The following is a 17,029-nucleotide window of genomic DNA, read 5'->3' on the forward strand; positions in this document are numbered from 1 at the left end:
CGTCTAGTCGGCGATGACGGCCAGGCCGTCGGTAATGGCGAATTCCTCGCCGGCGTCCCCGTTCCGGGCGGTCTCGAACGCGTACGTGGTGGCACCACCGCTGCGGTCGGTCTGCCAGATTCGGGTCTCCAGGTCGTCGCCGGGGAACACCATCTTGGAGAACCGGACCGCAAACCGCTTGAGGCGGTTGACATCCGATCCGCCGACCTCGGTGAGGATCGCCCAGGAGGTGAATGCCATGGTGCACAGGCCGTGGGCGATGATGCCCGGCAATCCGGCATCCCTGGCGACCTCTTCGTCCAGGTGGATCGGCATCGGGTCGCCCGACGCCGGTGAATACCGGAAGGTCTGGTCTGCGTCGACGTGCTGGACGACCTTGGCCAATGGGGCCCGGTTGTGCAGGGAGTCGTCGAACTTGTGCTCGGGGCTCAACTCACCGATCTTCTTGCCGGCGTCATGCCCCCGGAAGAAGCACGTCACGTACTGCTCGTTGACGAGTTCGCCGTCCTCGGTGCGGCATTCGAGGTAGACCGCAGCGCGCGTGCCCTTCTCCAGCCCTTCGTAGCCGATCATCTTCCCGCGCGAGACCAGCTTGTCGCCGGGGCGGATCGGGCGGTGGAAGTGAAAGTCCTGCTCGCCGTGCACTACCCGTGGGATCAGCTCGACCGGCGCGACATCGACAGTCGGGGTGAGCAGTGATTCGAACACCGGCACGATCGCGAACACCGGCGGCGCCACCTCACCGGAGAGATGAGCCGGAATCGGGTCGTTGGTCGCCTTCGCGTACTCGACGAGCCGTTCCCTGGTCACCTCGAACCGGTCCTCGTCGGTCCACTTGTTCAGGCCCTCGTCGTCGAACGCCAGATCCTCGTCGGACATGTCAGACCGCCGCCGAGGCCAGCGCGTCGAGCTGCTCGAGCGTCTTGTCCAGCTGCTTGGCACCGTCCTTCTCGACGGCCTTGGCCAGGGCGCCCTTCACCAGCGCACCCTCGAAATCGCCCGCCACCTTGAACTCCGAACCGGTGCCCGACGGCGTCACGGTGAACTCGAAGAGTGCCTTGACCCCGGCCATCCCGGTCCCGGACAGCACGAAGGTGGTGGGTGCCTCCATCTTCTCGATCGTCCACTCGATCTTGTTGGCCATGCCGAGCATGACGATCTTGGCGGTGAGCGCGGTGCCGGGCGTGACCGTTGCCGGCACATCGCACAGCCACTTCTCGTGGACGGTGAACCACTTGTCCCAGTTGGGCAGATCCGAGACGATGGCCCAGATGGCCTCCGGGCTGGCCGACAGCTGCTTGGTGGCTTCGATGTGTCCCATGATCGTTCTCTCCTTGTGTTGTTGAGGTGTTGGTTGTTGTTCGGGTCAGCGCTCGGCGCGCTGGTAGGCGGTCACCACAGCGGCGCCGCCGAGGCCGATGTTGTGCTGCAGCGCAGCGGTGACGTTGTCCACCTGGCGCCTGTCGGCGGTGCCTCGCAGTTGCCAGGTCAATTCGGCGCACTGGGCCAGGCCGGTGGCACCGAGCGGATGCCCCTTGGAAATGAGCCCGCCGGACGGGTTGACCACCCAGCGGCCGCCATAGGTGGTGTCGCCGTTGTCGATCAACTTCGCGGCCTCGCCCTCACGGCACAATCCCAGCGCCTCGTAGAGCAGCAGCTCGTTGGCGCTGAAGCAGTCGTGTAGTTCGACGACCTGAAAATCGTCGGGCCCCAACCCGGACTCGTCGTAAACCTGCCGGGCGGCAGCGACATTCATGTGATATCCGATCAACGCCTTGCAGCTGCCGTCGAAGCTGTTCTCGAAGTCGGTGGTCATCGACTGACCCACGATCTCCACCGCTTGGTCGGCCAACCCGTGCTTGTCGACGAACTCCTCGCTCGCCAGGATGGCCGCGCCCGAACCGTCGGAGGTCGGCGAGCACTGCAGTTTGGTCAGCGGGTCGTAGATCATTCTCGAGCCCAGGATGTCGTCGAGGCTGTACTCGTCCTGGAATTGCGCGTACGGGTTGTTCACCGAATGCTTGTGGTTCTTGTAGCCGATCTTCGCGAAATGCTCTGCGGTCGAACCGTATTGCTTCATGTGCTCGCGCCCCGCCGCTCCGAACATCCACGGTGCCGGCGGGAACAGCACCTCGGAGATCTCGGCCATCGCCAGGATGTGCTTCTCCATCGGCTGCGCCCGGTCGTCGTACGTCGACCCGAGCGAACCGGGCTGCATCTTCTCGAAACCGAGTGCCAGCGCACAGTCCGCCATACCACTGCGGACCGCGCGTGCTGCCAGGTACAGCGCCGTCGAACCTGTCGAACAGTTGTTGTTCACGTTGACGACCGGAAGGCCGGTCATCCCGAGCTCATAGACCGCGCGCTGACCGGACGTCGACTCGCCGTAGACGTAGCCGACGTAGGCCTCCTGGACCTCGCGGTAGTCAATCCCCGCGTCCGCCAACGCTTTCGAGCCAGATTCACGAGCCATGTCCGGGTAGTCCCACGCCGACCCGTCGTCGTTGGTGCGGTGGCCGGGCTTCTCGAATTTCGTCATCCCGACGCCGATCACAAACACCTTGTTGGGCATCAAAGCCTCTCTTTCTGTGCGGTGCCAGAAACATACCAACTGGTTTGTATCTTAACAAGAGGGCAAGAACCGCCATCGGCGAAGCACGAGAAAATTGCAGGTAGAAGCCCCGTCGGGCCGTTACGAAGAGGAGCCGGCGTCCAGCTTGTCGATGCTCAGGGTTTCGCCGCCCAGAGCGTCGGCGAGCATGCCCCGCAGTTGGACGCAGACCCGATCCCAACGCTTCTTGGCCCGCTCAAGATTGCGGTCGGCGAAGCTGGACAACAGGATCCCCCGCAACGCGTCCATCGCGGTGAAGGCCAGATCCCGCAAATCCTTCTGCGTGGCCCGGCTCGGAACCAGTTGCGCCAGCGCCCCGATCAGCGCCCCGGTGACGATCGGCTCGACCCGCTCGATCTGCTCGGCCAGCACCGGATCGGTGCGGGCTGCCACCCAGAGTTCAAGCGTGGCAACAAAAACCGGCCCTTGATGCGATTCCCACAGATAATCGAGCATCGTCGAAACCACGTCGGGGTTGCTCGCCGCGCGCCCGAGATCGCGAACCGCGGCCTGAACTCGCTGCTCGGCCAGATGCTCGATCGCGGCCACCACGAGGTCCTCCTTGGACCGGAAATGGTGGACTTGGGCGCCGCGCGTGACGCCGGCAACCTCGGCAACCCGTTGCGTGGTGGTTCCCGCGTAACCGTAGGTGACCAGGCACTCCACGGTGGCGTCCAGCAGGCGCGCTCGCATCGCGGCGCTACGCTCAGCCTGCGTGCGCCGCTTGGTTTGCCCGTCCACACGTGTGGCCACGGCTGCATCCTACGTCGCACGTCGACTGCCGTCGCACAAGAAACCGGCAAATCGGCATCTAAGTGTCCGGTCGCGCGGCCCGATAATGGGGACCGACCGCCGCAGCCGGCACCATCACACTCGCTGGGCGCCGCGCCTACAGGGTGGCGGGCCGCAGCACCACGACGTTCTTGGTGCGTGACGAACCGTCCTGCAGCAGGGCGATGACCCGGCCGTCGGGCGCGGTAGCGGCGTACACCCCGTCGATGCCGGCCGGCTTCAACGCCCGGCCGTGCCTGGTGTCCTCGGTCTCCTCCACACTCAGGTCGCGGCGCGGAAAGCCGACCAGACAAGCCTCGTCGAGCGAGTAGCTCAGCCGTGCCTCATCGGCCAGGTCGTCGAGTGTGCGGGCCTCGTCCAGCCCGTAGCGGCCCACCTTGGTACGGCGCAGGGCGGTCAGATGCCCACCGACGCCGAGTGCCCCACCCACGTCGCGGGCCAAGGCGCGGATATACGTACCCGACGAACAATCGACATCGACGTCCACGTCGACGAACTCGTCCACCCGGCGGACCGCGAGCACCTCGAACCGGTCGATGCGCACCGGGCGGGCGGCCAGCTCGACGGTCTGCCCTTCGCGGGCCAGTTTGTAGGCCCGCTGGCCGGCGACCTTGATGGCACTCACCGCCGACGGGACCTGCTCGATGTCTCCGCGTAGCGGCGCGACCGCGGACTCGATCTGCTCGTCCGTCACGTGCGCGGCCGAGACCGACTGCAGCACTTCACCTTCGGCATCTTCGGTGGTAGTGGTCTGGCCGAGCCGGATGGTCGCGGAATAGGACTTGTCGGTGGCCGTCAACAGGCCGAGGATCTTGGTGGCGCGTTCGATCCCGACCACCAGCACGCCGGTCGCCATCGGATCGAGGGTGCCGGCGTGGCCGACCTTGCGGGTGCCGAACAGCCGACGACACCGTCCCACCACATCGTGGCTGGTCATTCCGGCAGGCTTGTCGACGATCACCAGGCCGGGATCTGGATTGCTCCTCACGTGCGCCGGATCTGGACCGCTCACAGCACGATCGCCGTCAGCGTCACGCCGTCACGCACCGACCAGCGGCCGTCGAGGGCGGTCAGTGGTGGACCGTGTTCGGCGGCCGGGTCGATGAGGATCTGCGACCGGAACGTTCCCGCACTGCCTGTTCCGTCCACCCCGAACGTGATGTGCGCATCCTCGAACCCGAGCCAGCGGTGCGTCAGCGGGTACCAGGCCTTGTAGGTGGCCTCCTTGGCGCAGAACAGGATTCGGTCCCAGTGCAGGCCGTTGGGCAGCGCGCCGAGTTCGGCGCGTTCCAGCGGGAGCGAGATCGCGCCAAGCACCCCGTCGGGCAGTACATCATGGGGTTCGGCGTCGATCCCGACCGAACGCACACCGCCGACGCGGCCCACCACGGCGCCGCGAAAACCCTGACAGTGCGTCAGGCTGCCGACGATGCCGTCGGGCCAGCACGGTTCGCCCTTGTCTCCCTTGAGGATCGGCACCGGGCCGACGCCCAGCTCGCCCAACGCCTGACGGGCGCAGTACCGGACCGTGGTGAACTCGTTGCGCCGCTTGGCCACGGCACGGGCCACCAGCGCCGCCTCCTCTGGCAACGCCGTCAGGCCCGGCGGGTCGTCGTACAACTCGGCCGCGGCGAGCGTGTTCGGCAGATCGGGCAGCACCTGCCCCAACAACGTGTCGCTCATGCACGCCTGGCCTTGATCCGCTCCTGCATCTGCTGCGCGTGGGCGCGCATCTCGGCGGTGATCTGGAAATGTCCGCCGAACTCGTTGAGATATCCGGGCGCGTAATTGGGGTCGGGCAGGATCTGGCGCAACCAGCGGAAGGGCTTGCGGCGACGCCATTCGCGCGGATAGCCGACCGACACCTCTTCGAAGCGCACATCGTCATACCAGGTGGTGCGCGGGATGTGCAGGTGGCCGTACACCGAGCAGATCGCGTTGTAGCGGGTGTGCCAGTCCTTCGTCGCCGTCGTCCCGCACCACAGCGAGAACTCGGGATAGAACATCGCGTCGCAGGGTTCGCGGACCAGCGGGAAATGGTTGACCAGAACGGTCGGGGTCATCCAGTCCAGGTCGTCGAGTCGCTTGCGGGTGGCCGCCACCCGATCACGGCACCACGCGTCGCGGGTGGCGTACGGCTCGCTGGACAGCAGGAACTCGTCGGTGCCGACGACGTTGCGCTCCCGGGCGATGGCCAGCCCTTCGCCCTTGGTGGACGCTCCCTCGGGCAGGAAGGTGTAGTCGTAGAGCAGGAACATCGGCACGATCGTGGCCGGTCCACCCTGTTCGGTCCACACCGGGAACGGGTGTTCGGGGGTGATGACGCCCATCTGGTCGCACATGTCGACCAGGTAGTCATAGCGGGCCCGGCCGAAGATCTGCATCGGGTCTTTGTTGGTGGTCCACAGTTCGTGGTTGCCGGGAACCCAGATGACTTTGGCGAACCGCTTGCGCAGCAGGTCCAGGGCCCATCGGATCTCGTCCGTGCGCTCCCCGACGTCACCGGCGACGATCAGCCAATCCTCGGGCGAGGCCGGGTACAGCGACTCGGTGACCGGCTTGTTTCCGTTGTGCCCGGTATGCAGATCGCTGATCGCCCACAGGATCGGCTGCCGGTCCCTCGCTTCGTGATCCATCACCACAGTTGCACCACCACAACGGACCAGCCTAACCGGGCGGCGGCAGTGCGCGCCGTTGACAACTAGAACAGGTTCTCGTTTATGGTCGAGTCCGTTGCGACCGACCGCTACACTCCCCGCAAGCCGGGGAACGTTTTGCCACAAAACTATGAGGGGGTGTGATGGCCGCCAAGTTGCGACTGCTGTCGGCGTCGACAGGCCTGGTTGCGGCGCTGGTAGCGGCGGTGATCGTGGGGTGGCAGTCGAACCCGACCGAGGCTGTGGGCTCCGGGCCGCTTCAGCTCGATGTCACGGATCTCCCGATGACCAACGTGTCGACGACGATCAAGTGGCCGGTCATCGAGACCACAGACCCGTCACCGTTCGATCCGTGCAACGACATCCCGTTCGACGTGGTCCAGCGGATCGGCCTGGCCGTCACCCCGCCGGAGCCCGAGGACAGCCTGCGGTGCCACTACGACGCCGGCAACTACCAGATGGCGGTCGAGGCATTCGTCTGGCGCACCTACGAGCAGACCATCCCTCCCGACGCGGTCGAGCTGGACATCAACGGTCACCGGGCCGCTCAGTACTGGATCATGAAGCCCACCGACTGGAACGACCGCTGGTGGATCACCTGCATGATCGCCTTCGACACCAGCTACGGCGTCATCCAGCAGTCGATGTTCTACTCCCCCATCCACTCCCCGGACCGGCCGGACTGCCTGCAGACAAACCTGCAGCGTGCGCACGAACTGGCGCCCTACTACAAGTTCTGACGCGCCCCGATACGTAGCCTGGCTACGTGAGCACATTCCGCCGGTACGCCGGTAAGGCGGTCAGCAAGGTTCTGGGCCTGCCGCCGCACGAGACCGACTTCACCGTGCAGCACGGGCTGCGGGTGCCGATGCGCGACGGCGTCGAACTGGTCGCCGATCACTACGCGCCCGTCACCGATCGCCCGGCGGGCACGCTGCTGGTGCGCGGACCGTACGGCCGCCGCTTCCCGTTCTCACCGGTGTTCGCGCAGGTGTATGCGGCGCGCGGGTATCACGTGGTGTTCCAGAGTGTGCGCGGCACGTTCGGGTCCGGCGGGCAGTTCACCCCGATGGTCCACGAAATGGCCGACGGCGCCGACACCGTGGCCTGGTTGCGGGACCAGCCGTGGTTCACCGGCTCCTTCGCCACGGTCGGACTGTCATACCTGGGCTTCACCCAGTGGGCGCTGTTGGCCGACCCGCCACCGGAGATGAAAGCGGCCGTGATCACCGTCGGCCCGCACGACTTCAGCGAATCGGCCTGGGGCACCGGCTCGTTCACCCTCAACGACTTTCTGGGCTGGAGCGCGATGGTGGCCCGCCAGGAGGATCCCGGTGTGGTGGCCGCGCTGGCTCGCCAGCTGCGAGGACCCGCGGAACTGGCCAAGGCGACCGCCGGGCTGCCCATGGGTGCGGCCGGCCGCAGGCTGCTGGGCACCGGTGCGCCCTGGTTCGAATCCTGGCTGGAGCACCCCGAGCGCGATGATCCGTTCTGGGACCTGCTGCGGTTCGATGAAGCACTGCAGCACGTCGAGGTCCCCATCCTGTTGCTCAGCGGCTGGCAGGACCTTTTCCTCGACCAGACGCTCGAGCAGTACGAACAGCTGCACCGCCGCGGCGTCCCGGTGGCGTTGACCGTCGGGCCGTGGACTCATACGCAACTGCTGACCAAGGGGCTCACCACCGTGGTGGGCGAATCGCTGGAATGGTTGGGCGCTCACCTGGCAGGTGACGGCGAGACCGACCGCAGCACCGTGCGGATCCACGTCAACGGCCACGGCTGGGTGGAGATGGCCGACTGGCCCCCGGCCATGCCCGAGCGTGAGCTGTTCCTGCAGCCGGGTGGTCGGCTGGCCCAGACCCCGCCGTCGGAGGCCGAACCGCCGTCCACATTCACCTACCATCCCGCCGACCCCACCCCCACTGTCGGCGGCAGGCTGCTGGCCGCTGCGGGCGGCTACCGGGACGACACCAAGCTCGCCCGGCGCCGCGATGTGCTGTCGTTCGAGGGAGAGCCGCTGCCTGCCGATCTGTACCTGGCCGGCAACCCGGTGGTCGAGCTGGCGCACAGCTGCGACAACCCTCATCACGACATCTTCGTGCGGATCAGTGAAGTGGATGCGAAAGGCCGGTCCCGCAACGTATCCGACGGATTCCGCCGATTGAACGGTCACACCGGACCGGTGCGCCTCGAGCTCGATGCCGTCGCACACCGCTTCCCGGCGGGGTCGCGGATCCGGGTGCTGATCGCCGGTGGCTCACATCCCCGGTTCGCCCGGAATCTGGGCACCGGCGAACCGCCGATCTCCGGCTCTCTGTTGGTCCGCGCCACCCACACCGTGCATCACGGGGAGGGCGGGCTGTCGCGGGTGGTACTGCCGGCCGGACCGGTGCCGCCCTCAGCCGACTGACCGACGCACCCGGTCGGCGACGTCGCGCAAAATCGCGTCGTCATGCACCGGTGGGGCCCAATCCACCGGCACGGGCACGTCGACCCAGCTTTTGCACCCGGCGAATTCGGGTGTGCGGGGCAACGGGATCGGCGTGCGCAGCGGACTCGCCTGAACAACCAGGACGGTCAGCCGGTGTTTGGGGCGGAAGTCGAGCCGGTCGGCCCGGATCGAATCGGCCGTCCAGATGTGCAGGTCGGCGAGTTCGTCGATCGCCTCGGGGCGGTTGACCTCCACCGCCTCGACCACCGTCGCGCCGGCTCGGATCGTCACCGCGTCCTCGGTGCTGTCTGCGGCTGCCTCCGCGAGGAGGTCGTGGTGTTCGGGGCGCACCCGTTCGGTGTGGCTGTGCGCGATCGTCGGGAACAGCACGAACTTCGGTGCGGCGACCGAGAACCGCTTTTCGTGAATGCCGCCCTTGCGCAGCAGCACGGTCTGCCTGCCGTCGAGCAGCGCGTGCACGGCCGCGCTCCACTCCTTGAGCGCGGGTTGGGCGAGCTCGTGCTGGATCACGTTGCCAGCCGGGCCCGCACCTCTGGACGACGCAGCGGCGGAACCGTCTTGGGCGGCTGCCGGCGCGGGGCCAGCCCGTCGAGCAGCCGCGTGGTCGTGGCGGTGACCTCGGCGACGGCGGCCTCGAACGCCTCGACGTTGGCGCCGGTCGGGCGGGTGATACCGCTGACCTTGCGTACGTACTGGCGAGCCGCGGCCTCGATCTCTTCGTCAGTGGCGGCGGGCTCCAGCCCGCGCAGCTCGGTGATATTGCGGCACATGACACCACGATAGGTTGACCGGATGAGCGATGACGTCCTGCTGATCGACACCACCGACCGGATTCGCACCCTGACACTGAACCGGCCCCGGTCGCGCAATGCGCTTTCTGCGCAGTTGCGTACGGAGTTCTACGGTGCGCTACGGGCCGCGCAGGCCGATGATGACGTCGACGTCGTCATCCTCACCGGCGCCGATCCGGTGTTCTGTGCGGGCCTGGACCTCAAGGAACTCGGCGACACCACCGAGTTGCCCGACATCTCCCCCAAATGGCCGGCCATGAGCAAACCGGTGATCGGGGCCATCAACGGCGCGGCGGTCACGGGCGGTCTGGAGCTGGCGCTGTACTGCGACATCCTGATCGCCTCCGAGCAGGCCACGTTCGCCGACACCCACGCCCGCGTCGGGCTGCTGCCGACCTGGGGCCTGAGCGTTCGGTTGCCGCAGAAGGTCGGCGTGGGTCTGGCCCGGCGGATGAGCCTCACCGGTGACTACCTCTCCGCGGCCGACGCGCTGCGCGCCGGCCTGGTCACCGAGGTGGTCCCCCACGACGAGCTGCTGCCCACGGCACGCACGGTCGCCGCGTCCATCGTCGCCAACAATCAGGCCGCCGTCCGTGCGCTACTCGCGTCCTACCACCGCATCGACGAGGCGCAGACCGATCAGGGCCTGTGGATCGAAGCGGCCTCCGCGCGAGCGTGGATGGCCACGGCGACCGGTGACGACATCGCGGCCAGCCGCAGCACCGTGATCGAGCGGGGACGATCCCAGGTGCGCTGACACCGCTTCGTCGCCCTGCACCGCGAGCGACCGTGTCTGTACAGCAATGCCCGGCGTGTCGCATACATCAGCGGTCGCTCGCGGTGCAGATGAGGGTCAGTCGACGAGCCAGCCCTTACCGGTCTGGTCGGCCGCGAGTTCCTCGACGCTCATGCCGTCGACGAGCCGGTCGAGCGCTCCGATCATCGTTTCGCACTCCCGAGCGGGGTGGTCTTTCGGACAGCGCAGCGCATGGGTCAGAAACTGCTGTGCCCCTTGCGCTTGCGCGATCACCCGGTCCAGGGCGGCGATCTGCTCGCGCACCGTCTCGCGCCACTGCTCGCTCGGTGCATCCAGTACGGCGGCCGCGGTGTCGAGCGGAAGGCCCAGCCGGTTCACGATCTTGAGCAATGCCAACCGGCGGAGCTCCTCGGGTCCGTACATGCGCTTGCCGGCCTGCCGCAGCCGCGGCGACACCAATCCACGTTCGTCGTAGTACCGCAACGCCGACGGGCTCATCTGCAACCGCGCGGCGGCCTCGCCGATCGGGATCACGTCCATGCCCCCATTTGACTTCAACCCAGCTTGAACCGGCAAGGTCTACCTATGAGCGCCACGCGTGCGATCAATCACCATGCCGACCACCCCGGATTCGCAGGGGTCGCCGGGGTGTTGTGCGGGCTGTTTTTCCTCCTGGTCGGCCGGGCGAAAGCCAGGATGGCCGCCGATGTCGCACAGGTCTCGCCGGCAGACCACGTCGTCGATGTGGGATGCGGACCGGGGACCGCCGCCCGGGTGGCAGCCCGCCGCGGTGCGCGGGTGACCGGCGTCGATCCGTCGTCCACCATGTTGCGCATCGCACGTCTGGTCACGCCGAAGCGCGCGCCCATCACCTGGGGTGAGGGCACCGCCGAGGCCCTGCCGGTGACCGACGGGTCGGCGACCGTGGTGTGGGCGCTGGCCACGGTGCACCACTGGCAGGACGTCGACAAGGCGGTTGCCGAGGCCCGCCGCGTGCTGGCGCCAGGCGGACAGTTGATCGCGATCGAACGTCAATCACCCGATGACGCAACCGGATTGGCCAGCCACGGCTGGACGGGGCAACAGGCCGAGGCGTTCGGTGCGTTGTGTCGTGACGCTGGGTTCGATGGCGTGTCCGTGGCCGCACACGGTGCCGGCAAGCGAGCCGCCTGGGTGGTCAGCGCAACACGGCGGTAGCTCGCGCGGCGTGAGCGTGCGCAGAATGTTGACGCTGCAGGGCGTGTCGGGGCGCAGACACGCACGCTCGCGGTGCGACTCTAGGCGGTACCCGGCACCAGCCAGCGACCGGAAAACGCGCGCCAGCCGACGAAGATCAGCCGCAGCACCATGAAAGTGCTCAGCCCCGACCAGATGCCGAACAGTCCCCAGCCGTAGATCAGCGACAACCAGATCAGCGGCAGGAAGCCGACGAGCGCGCTCGTCAGGGTGGCGTTGCGCATGAACTTCGCGTCGCCCGCACCCAGCAGTACGCCGTCGAGCGCGAAGACGATTCCGGCCACCGGTAGTTGGGCCACCATGAACCACCACGGCACCCCGATGGCGGCCAGCACCGACGCGTCGTCGGTGAACACCGACGGCAGCACCGTCGAGCCGACGGCGAACACCACCGCCAGCACCACCCCGGCGAGCGTGGAGAACAGGGTCACGCGCCAGGCCACACTCTTGGCGTGCACGAGCTCACCGGCCCCCAGCGCCGCCCCCACCAGCGACTGCGCGGCGATGGCGAGTGAATCCAATACCAGCGCAAGGAAACTCCACACCTGCAGCACGACCTGATGCGCGGCGACGGAGGCCGCTCCGAATCGTGCCGCCACCGCTCCCGCGGACAGGAAACAGGCCTGGAACGCCAGGGATCGCATGAGCAGGTCACGGGCCATGGTCAACTGCGCCCGCAGAATCGCGGGCTGGATCCGTAGCGCAGCCTTCTCGATCACCAGCGCACGCAGAAACAGCACCGCCGCCACCCACTGGCCCACGAGGTTCGCGACCGCCGACCCGGCCAACTCCAACCGGGGCAACCCCAGCCAGCCGTACACCAGCAGCGGGCACAGCACCGCCGACACCGCGAATCCGAACACCACGTACCGCAGCGGGCGGGCAGTGTCCTGCACACCGCGCATCCAGCCGTTGCCGGCCAGCGACACCAGGATCGCCGGAGCGGCCAGGATGGCGATGCGCAGCCACGGCAGCGCGGCGTCGGCGATATCGGCGTGTCCGGCGATCGCGGTCAGCAGCGGCACCGCCGCGGCCTGCACCACCACGATGATGAGCAGCCCTAGGCTGAGCGCCAGCCAGGTGGCCTGGGCACCTTCGCCCACCGCCGACTTGCGGTCACCTGCCCCGAATAGGCGGGCGGAGCGTGACGTGGTGCCGTAGGACAAGAACGTGCCCTGCGAGTTGACCAGGCCCAGGATCAGGCCGCCGATGGCCAGACCGGCGAGACTCAACGCGCCGAGACGTCCGACGATCGCGATGTCGAAGAGCAGGTATATGGGCTCGGCCGCCAGGACACCCAGCGCAGGCAACGCCAAGCCGGCGATGCGACGGGTGGTGGCCGGTGCGACCGGGATGTCGCCTTCCGGCTCAACCATGGCTACGCGAGCGCCTCCGCGAGCGCCTGAACGACGTCGTCGGCGGGGCCTGCCGCGGAATACCCGGCAGCGTGCGGATGTCCGCCGCCCCCGAACGAGCTGGCGACGGTGGCCAGGTTGAGCGACTTGGCCCGCATCGAAACCGACCAGTGTTGCGGCTCAATCTCTTTGAACACCGCGGCGACCTCTGCCTGCTGAGTGGTGCGCACGATGTCGACGATGCTCTCCACTTCCTCCGGCCGGGCGCTGGACCATTCATCATGCGGCACAACGGCATACACGAGCCCCCGGCCACCGACGGCCTCCGGTAGCAACCGCGCCGACGCCAGCACCCGTGACAGCATCGGCAGCCACGCAAACGGGTGGGTGTCGAGCAGGGCGCGGCTGATCGAGGCGTTGTCCACCCCGAGTTCGACCAACCGGGCCGCCAGCCGGTGCGCCCGGGCGGTGGCCCAGCGGAATGAACCGGTGTCGGTGGTCAGCCCGGCATACAGGCAGTGCGCCACCCGCTTGTCGATGGGTTTGTCCCAAGCGTCGAGAAGCTCGGCCACCAGCATCGTGGTGGAGTCCGCCGTGGGGTCGACGTAGTTCGCGGTGCCGAACAGTTGATTCGACGCATGGTGGTCGATGACCAGCACCTCGCGACCGTTCTCGGCCAGCTCACGCAGCGCACCGAGCCGGTTGACGCTCGGAATATCCACTGTGACAACCAGATCCGCGTCATCCCGGATGCTGTTGGGGGCAACCATCAGATGCCCGCCCGGCAGGGTCTGCAACGACTCGGGCAGCTGGTCGGGAGCCGCGAAGGCTACCTCGACCTGCTTACCCGCGTCGTCGAGGACCTGCGCGAGCGCCAGACCGGCGCCGATGGTGTCGGCATCGGGATAGACGTGGCACACGACGCTGATGCTCGTCGCGTCCGAGAGGAGGTCGGCTGCCGCACGTGCGTCGACACGCAGACCGGTGGAAGGGCACCCGTTGGGAGCCCCCGAATGAGCAGTATCAGTCATCCGTTCGATCGCGGTCACCGGCATCCTCTGTGTCTGCCCCGTCGGCAAGCCCGTCCATGTTCTCCGCCCCGCTCACACGGTACGGGTCCTCGTCGCCGGCGTGCTTGGCGCCCTGCCTAACTCTTGCCAAGTCCTCGTCGGCAGCCCGCGCCCGGGCCAGCAACTCCTCCATCCGGTGCGCCGCGTCAGGCACGGTATCGCGGACGAACGCCAGGGTCGGGGTGAATCGCACCCCGGTCCCGGCGCCCACCTTGGTCCGCAATACGCCCTTGGCCTTCTCCAGCGCCGCCGCCGCACCGGCATAGTCCGGTTCGTCTTCGAGCGAGGACCCCAGCACCGTGTAGTACAGCGTGGCGTCGTGCAGATCGCCCGACACCTTCGCGTCGGTGATGGTGACCCCCGCCAGGCGGGGATCCTTGATCTCGTACTCGATCGCCGAGGCGACGATGGTGGAGATCCGTTTGGCGAGCCGCTTGGCCCGTGCCGGATCAGCCATACCCTAGGTCCGCACCTTCTCGACGAGTTCGTACGTCTCGATGACGTCGCCTTCCTTGATGTCGGAGTAGGTCAGCGTCAGACCGCACTCGTAGCCCTCGCGCACCTCGGTGGCATCGTCCTTCTCGCGCTTGAGCGAGGACACCGTGAGGTTCTGCGCGACCACTGTGTTGTCACGCAGCAGTCGGGCCTTGGCGTTGCGGCGCATGATGCCCGAGGTGACCAGGCAGCCTGCGATGTTGCCGACCTTGGACGACCGGAAGATCGCCCGGATCTCGGCGCGGCCGAGCTCCTTCTCCTCGTACACCGGCTTGAGCATGCCCTTGAGGGCCTTCTCGATCTCGTCGATCGCCTGGTAGATCACCGAGTAGTACCGGATCTCCACACCCTCGCGGTTGGCCAGCTCGGTCGCCTTGCCCTCGGCACGGACGTTGAACCCGATGATGATCGCGTCCGAGGCCGAAGCCAGGTTGACGTTGGTCTCGGTGACGCCACCGACACCGCGGTCGATGACCCGCAGCTCCACTTCGTCGTCGATCTCGATGCCCATCAAGGCTTCCTCGAGGGCTTCGACCGTACCGGCGTTGTCGCCCTTGAGGATCAGGTTCAGCTGGCTGGTTTCCTTCAGTGCCGAATCCAGGTCTTCCAGGCTGATCCGCTTGCGGCTGCGCGCGGCCAGGGCATTGCGCTTGCGCGCGCTGCGCCGGTCGGCGATCTGGCGGGCGATGCGGTCCTCGTCGACAACCAGGAAGTTGTCACCGGCACCCGGCACCGACGTGAAGCCGATGACCTGGACCGGACGCGAGGGCAGCGCCTCTTCGACGTCGTCGCCGTGCTCGTCGACCATGCGGCGGACGCGGCCATAGGCATCGCCGGCCACCACCGAGTCGCCGACCCGCAGCGTGCCGCGCTGGATGAGCACGGTGGCCACCGGGCCGCGACCGCGGTCCAGGTGCGCCTCGATCGCCACACCCTGGGCCTCCATGTCGGGGTTGGCCCGCAGGTCCAGAGCCGCGTCGGCGGTCAGCACGACCGCTTCCAGCAGCGCCTCGATGTTCGTGCCCTGCTTGGCGGAGATGTCGACGAACATGGTGTCGCCGCCGTAGTCCTCGGCCACCAGGTTGTATTCGGTCAGCTGCGCCCGGATCTTGGCCGGGTCGGCGCCTTCCTTGTCGATCTTGTTGACCGCCACCACGATCGGCACGTCAGCGGCCTGCGCGTGGTTGATGGCCTCCACCGTCTGCGGCATGACGCCGTCGTCGGCCGCGACCACCAGGATCGCGATGTCGGTGGCCTTGGCGCCACGGGCACGCATGGCGGTGAACGCCTCGTGACCCGGGGTGTCGATGAAGGTGATCGGCCGGACGGTGCCGTCCAGATCGACCTCGACCTGGTAGGCGCCGATGTGCTGGGTGATGCCACCGGCTTCGCCCTCGCGGACGCTGGCGTTCCGGATGGTGTCCAGCAGTCGGGTCTTGCCGTGGTCGACGTGACCCATGACGGTGACCACCGGCGGACGGACCTCGAGGTCCTCCTCGCCGCCCTCGTCCTCGCCGTAGGTGAGGTCGAAGGACTCCAGCAGCTCGCGGTCCTCGTCCTCGGGCGAGACGACCTGCACCTTGAAGTTCATCTCGCTGCCGAGCAGCTCCAGGGTGTCGTCACCGACCGACTGGGTCGCGGTGACCATCTCGCCCAGGTTGAACAGCGCCTGGACCAGTGCGGCCGGGTTGGCGTCGATCTTCTCGGCGAAGTCGCTCAGCGACGCGCCGCGGGCCAGCCGGATGGTCTCGCCGTTGCCCTTGGGCAACCGCACGCCACCGACGACGGGCGCCTGCATGTTCTCGTATTCGGCGCGTTTCGCCCGCTTCGACTTGCGACCGCGCTTGGGGGCACCGCCGGGGCGACCGAACGCACCCGCCGCGCCACCGCGCTGACCGGGACGACCGCCGCCGCCACCGGGACGACCCCGGAAGCCACCGGCAGCCGCACCACCTGCGCCGCCACCGCCACCGGCACCGCCGCCGCGGTAGTTACCGCCGCCGCCACCACCGGGACGGCCGCCGCCACCGGCACCGCCGGGACGCGGACCACCGCCGGGACGCGGGCCGGGGCGTGGGCCGCCACGGCCGGGAGCACCGGCACCTGCCGGTCGCGGCGGCATGTTGCCGGGCGACGGACGCGGGCCACCGCCGGGACGCGGGGCACCCGGCCGCGGCTGCGGACGCGGGATGGGCCGCTCGACGGGCTGCTGCGAAGAGAACGGGTTGTTGCCGACCCGCGGGGCGCGCGGGGCAGGCTTCGGCGCGCCGGATGCCGGGCCCGGACGCGGGCCGGGGGTGGCACCTGGGGTGGGCCGAGGACCGGGCGTCGCGCCCGGAGTCGGCGCCGCCGGGGCGCTGGGCGCCGCGGCAGCCGGTGCACTCGGCGCGGCCGGGGGCTGCGGAGCCGCAGGCTTGGGTGCTGCGGGCCGCGGGGCGGCCGGGGCGGCCTCAGCGGCCGGGGCCTGCGGTTCGGCCGCCGGCGCCGCGGGCGCGGCGGCGGGCTTGGCCGGAGCCGGCTTGGGTGCACCGGGCTTGGGCGCCGCAGATGCGGCGCCAGAGGCGCCCTGCGGGCGCGGCTTGTCTTCGGGCTTCTTACCGCCGGCCTTTGTGCCGAACGATTCGCGCAGCCGACGCGCGACCGGCGCCTCCACGGTGGAGGACGCCGACTTGACGAACTCGCCCTGCTCCTTGAGCTTGGCTAAGAGTTCCTTGCTGGTGACACCGAGTTCCTTCGCCAACTCGTGTACACGGGCCTTACCTGCTGCCACTACATCTCCTCGTCTGGAGGCAACAGCGGTGGTAGGCGCCGCG

The 17,029-nt window shown here is 68.1% G+C and carries 18 protein-coding genes; 4 read left to right on the forward strand and 14 right to left on the reverse strand.

What is annotated here, in order from left to right; genetic code table 11:
- Positions 1 to 3: 3 nt before the first annotated feature.
- From G6N57_RS24525 to G6N57_RS24555, 7 genes are all read right to left on the reverse strand, one after another.
- Positions 4 to 879, reverse strand: coding sequence for a MaoC/PaaZ C-terminal domain-containing protein (locus G6N57_RS24525; protein ID WP_077739018.1), 876 nt, complete (start codon positions 877 to 879; stop codon positions 4 to 6).
- A 1-nt stretch (position 880) separates the two neighbouring features.
- Positions 881 to 1,321 carry a type II toxin-antitoxin system Rv0910 family toxin gene (locus G6N57_RS24530; RefSeq protein WP_077739017.1) on the reverse strand — a complete coding sequence of 147 codons (441 nt, stop codon included), beginning with the start codon at positions 1,319 to 1,321 and terminating at the stop codon, positions 881 to 883.
- Positions 1,322 to 1,366: 45 nt separating this feature from the next.
- Complete coding sequence (locus G6N57_RS24535; RefSeq protein WP_077739016.1) at positions 1,367 to 2,572, reverse strand: lipid-transfer protein; 1,206 nt, start codon at positions 2,570 to 2,572, stop codon at positions 1,367 to 1,369.
- A 120-nt stretch (positions 2,573 to 2,692) separates the two neighbouring features.
- Positions 2,693 to 3,304 (reverse strand): TetR/AcrR family transcriptional regulator, encoded by a 612-nt coding sequence (locus G6N57_RS24540; RefSeq protein ID WP_077741681.1) that lies wholly within the window; start codon positions 3,302 to 3,304, stop codon positions 2,693 to 2,695.
- 196 nt (positions 3,305 to 3,500) lie between these two features.
- Positions 3,501 to 4,340, reverse strand: a complete 840-nt coding sequence (gene truB / locus G6N57_RS24545; RefSeq protein ID WP_234815672.1) for a tRNA pseudouridine(55) synthase TruB — start codon at positions 4,338 to 4,340, stop codon at positions 3,501 to 3,503.
- Between the two features lie 71 nt (positions 4,341 to 4,411).
- A complete protein-coding gene (pptT, locus tag G6N57_RS24550; RefSeq protein WP_077739015.1) occupies positions 4,412 to 5,086 on the reverse strand; it encodes a 4'-phosphopantetheinyl transferase PptT in 675 nt (224 codons plus the stop codon).
- Positions 5,083 to 6,039, reverse strand: coding sequence for an ACP phosphodiesterase PptH (locus tag G6N57_RS24555; RefSeq protein WP_077739014.1), 957 nt, complete (start codon positions 6,037 to 6,039; stop codon positions 5,083 to 5,085). Before G6N57_RS24555 ends, pptT begins: the two co-directional genes overlap by 4 nt.
- A gap of 164 nt (positions 6,040 to 6,203) precedes the next feature.
- Here G6N57_RS24555 and G6N57_RS24560 point away from each other — a divergent pair, with 164 nt between their 5' ends.
- Positions 6,204 to 6,800: a DUF3558 domain-containing protein gene (locus G6N57_RS24560; RefSeq protein ID WP_077739013.1), complete on the forward strand. Its 597-nt coding sequence runs from the start codon at positions 6,204 to 6,206 to the stop codon at positions 6,798 to 6,800.
- Positions 6,801 to 6,826: 26 nt separating this feature from the next.
- Positions 6,827 to 8,470: a CocE/NonD family hydrolase gene (locus tag G6N57_RS24565; protein WP_077739012.1), complete on the forward strand. Its 1,644-nt coding sequence runs from the start codon at positions 6,827 to 6,829 to the stop codon at positions 8,468 to 8,470.
- On the opposite strand, the gene G6N57_RS24570 is transcribed toward G6N57_RS24565, so the two are convergent.
- Complete coding sequence (locus G6N57_RS24570) at positions 8,459 to 9,019, reverse strand: DUF1802 family protein (RefSeq protein ID WP_077741679.1); 561 nt, start codon at positions 9,017 to 9,019, stop codon at positions 8,459 to 8,461. The genes G6N57_RS24565 and G6N57_RS24570 overlap by 12 nt on opposite strands.
- Complete coding sequence (locus tag G6N57_RS24575) at positions 9,019 to 9,282, reverse strand: DUF2277 domain-containing protein (protein WP_077739011.1); 264 nt, start codon at positions 9,280 to 9,282, stop codon at positions 9,019 to 9,021. The genes G6N57_RS24570 and G6N57_RS24575 overlap by 1 nt, the downstream gene beginning before the upstream one ends.
- Before the next feature lie 22 nt (positions 9,283 to 9,304).
- Here G6N57_RS24575 and G6N57_RS24580 point away from each other — a divergent pair, with 22 nt between their 5' ends.
- Positions 9,305 to 10,060 carry an enoyl-CoA hydratase gene (locus tag G6N57_RS24580; protein ID WP_077739010.1) on the forward strand — a complete coding sequence of 252 codons (756 nt, stop codon included), beginning with the start codon at positions 9,305 to 9,307 and terminating at the stop codon, positions 10,058 to 10,060.
- Positions 10,061 to 10,156: 96 nt separating this feature from the next.
- Here G6N57_RS24580 and G6N57_RS24585 read toward each other — a convergent pair whose 3' ends face one another.
- Positions 10,157 to 10,600, reverse strand: coding sequence for a MerR family transcriptional regulator (locus G6N57_RS24585; RefSeq protein ID WP_077739009.1), 444 nt, complete (start codon positions 10,598 to 10,600; stop codon positions 10,157 to 10,159).
- Positions 10,601 to 10,645: 45 nt separating this feature from the next.
- Here G6N57_RS24585 and G6N57_RS24590 point away from each other — a divergent pair, with 45 nt between their 5' ends.
- Positions 10,646 to 11,257: a class I SAM-dependent methyltransferase gene (locus G6N57_RS24590; RefSeq protein ID WP_077739008.1), complete on the forward strand. Its 612-nt coding sequence runs from the start codon at positions 10,646 to 10,648 to the stop codon at positions 11,255 to 11,257.
- A gap of 80 nt (positions 11,258 to 11,337) precedes the next feature.
- Here G6N57_RS24590 and G6N57_RS24595 read toward each other — a convergent pair whose 3' ends face one another.
- Genes G6N57_RS24595 through infB form a run of 4 tightly spaced genes read right to left on the reverse strand, consistent with a single transcriptional unit; the run spans position 11,338 to position 16,986 of the window.
- Positions 11,338 to 12,672 (reverse strand): MATE family efflux transporter, encoded by a 1,335-nt coding sequence (locus G6N57_RS24595; RefSeq protein ID WP_077739007.1) that lies wholly within the window; start codon positions 12,670 to 12,672, stop codon positions 11,338 to 11,340.
- 2 nt (positions 12,673 to 12,674) lie between these two features.
- Entirely contained in the window at positions 12,675 to 13,682 is a 1,008-nt protein-coding gene (locus G6N57_RS24600) for a DHH family phosphoesterase (protein WP_077741678.1), read from the reverse strand.
- Entirely contained in the window at positions 13,675 to 14,178 is a 504-nt protein-coding gene (rbfA, locus tag G6N57_RS24605; protein WP_077739006.1) for a 30S ribosome-binding factor RbfA, read from the reverse strand. The genes G6N57_RS24600 and rbfA overlap by 8 nt, the downstream gene beginning before the upstream one ends.
- Positions 14,179 to 14,181: 3 nt before the next feature.
- Positions 14,182 to 16,986, reverse strand: coding sequence for a translation initiation factor IF-2 (infB, locus tag G6N57_RS24610; RefSeq protein ID WP_097925974.1), 2,805 nt, complete (start codon positions 16,984 to 16,986; stop codon positions 14,182 to 14,184).
- Between the last annotated feature and the right edge of the window lie 43 nt (positions 16,987 to 17,029).

Source organism: Mycolicibacterium boenickei (assembly GCF_010731295.1).
Classification (GTDB): Bacteria; Actinomycetota; Actinomycetes; order Mycobacteriales; family Mycobacteriaceae; genus Mycobacterium; species Mycobacterium boenickei.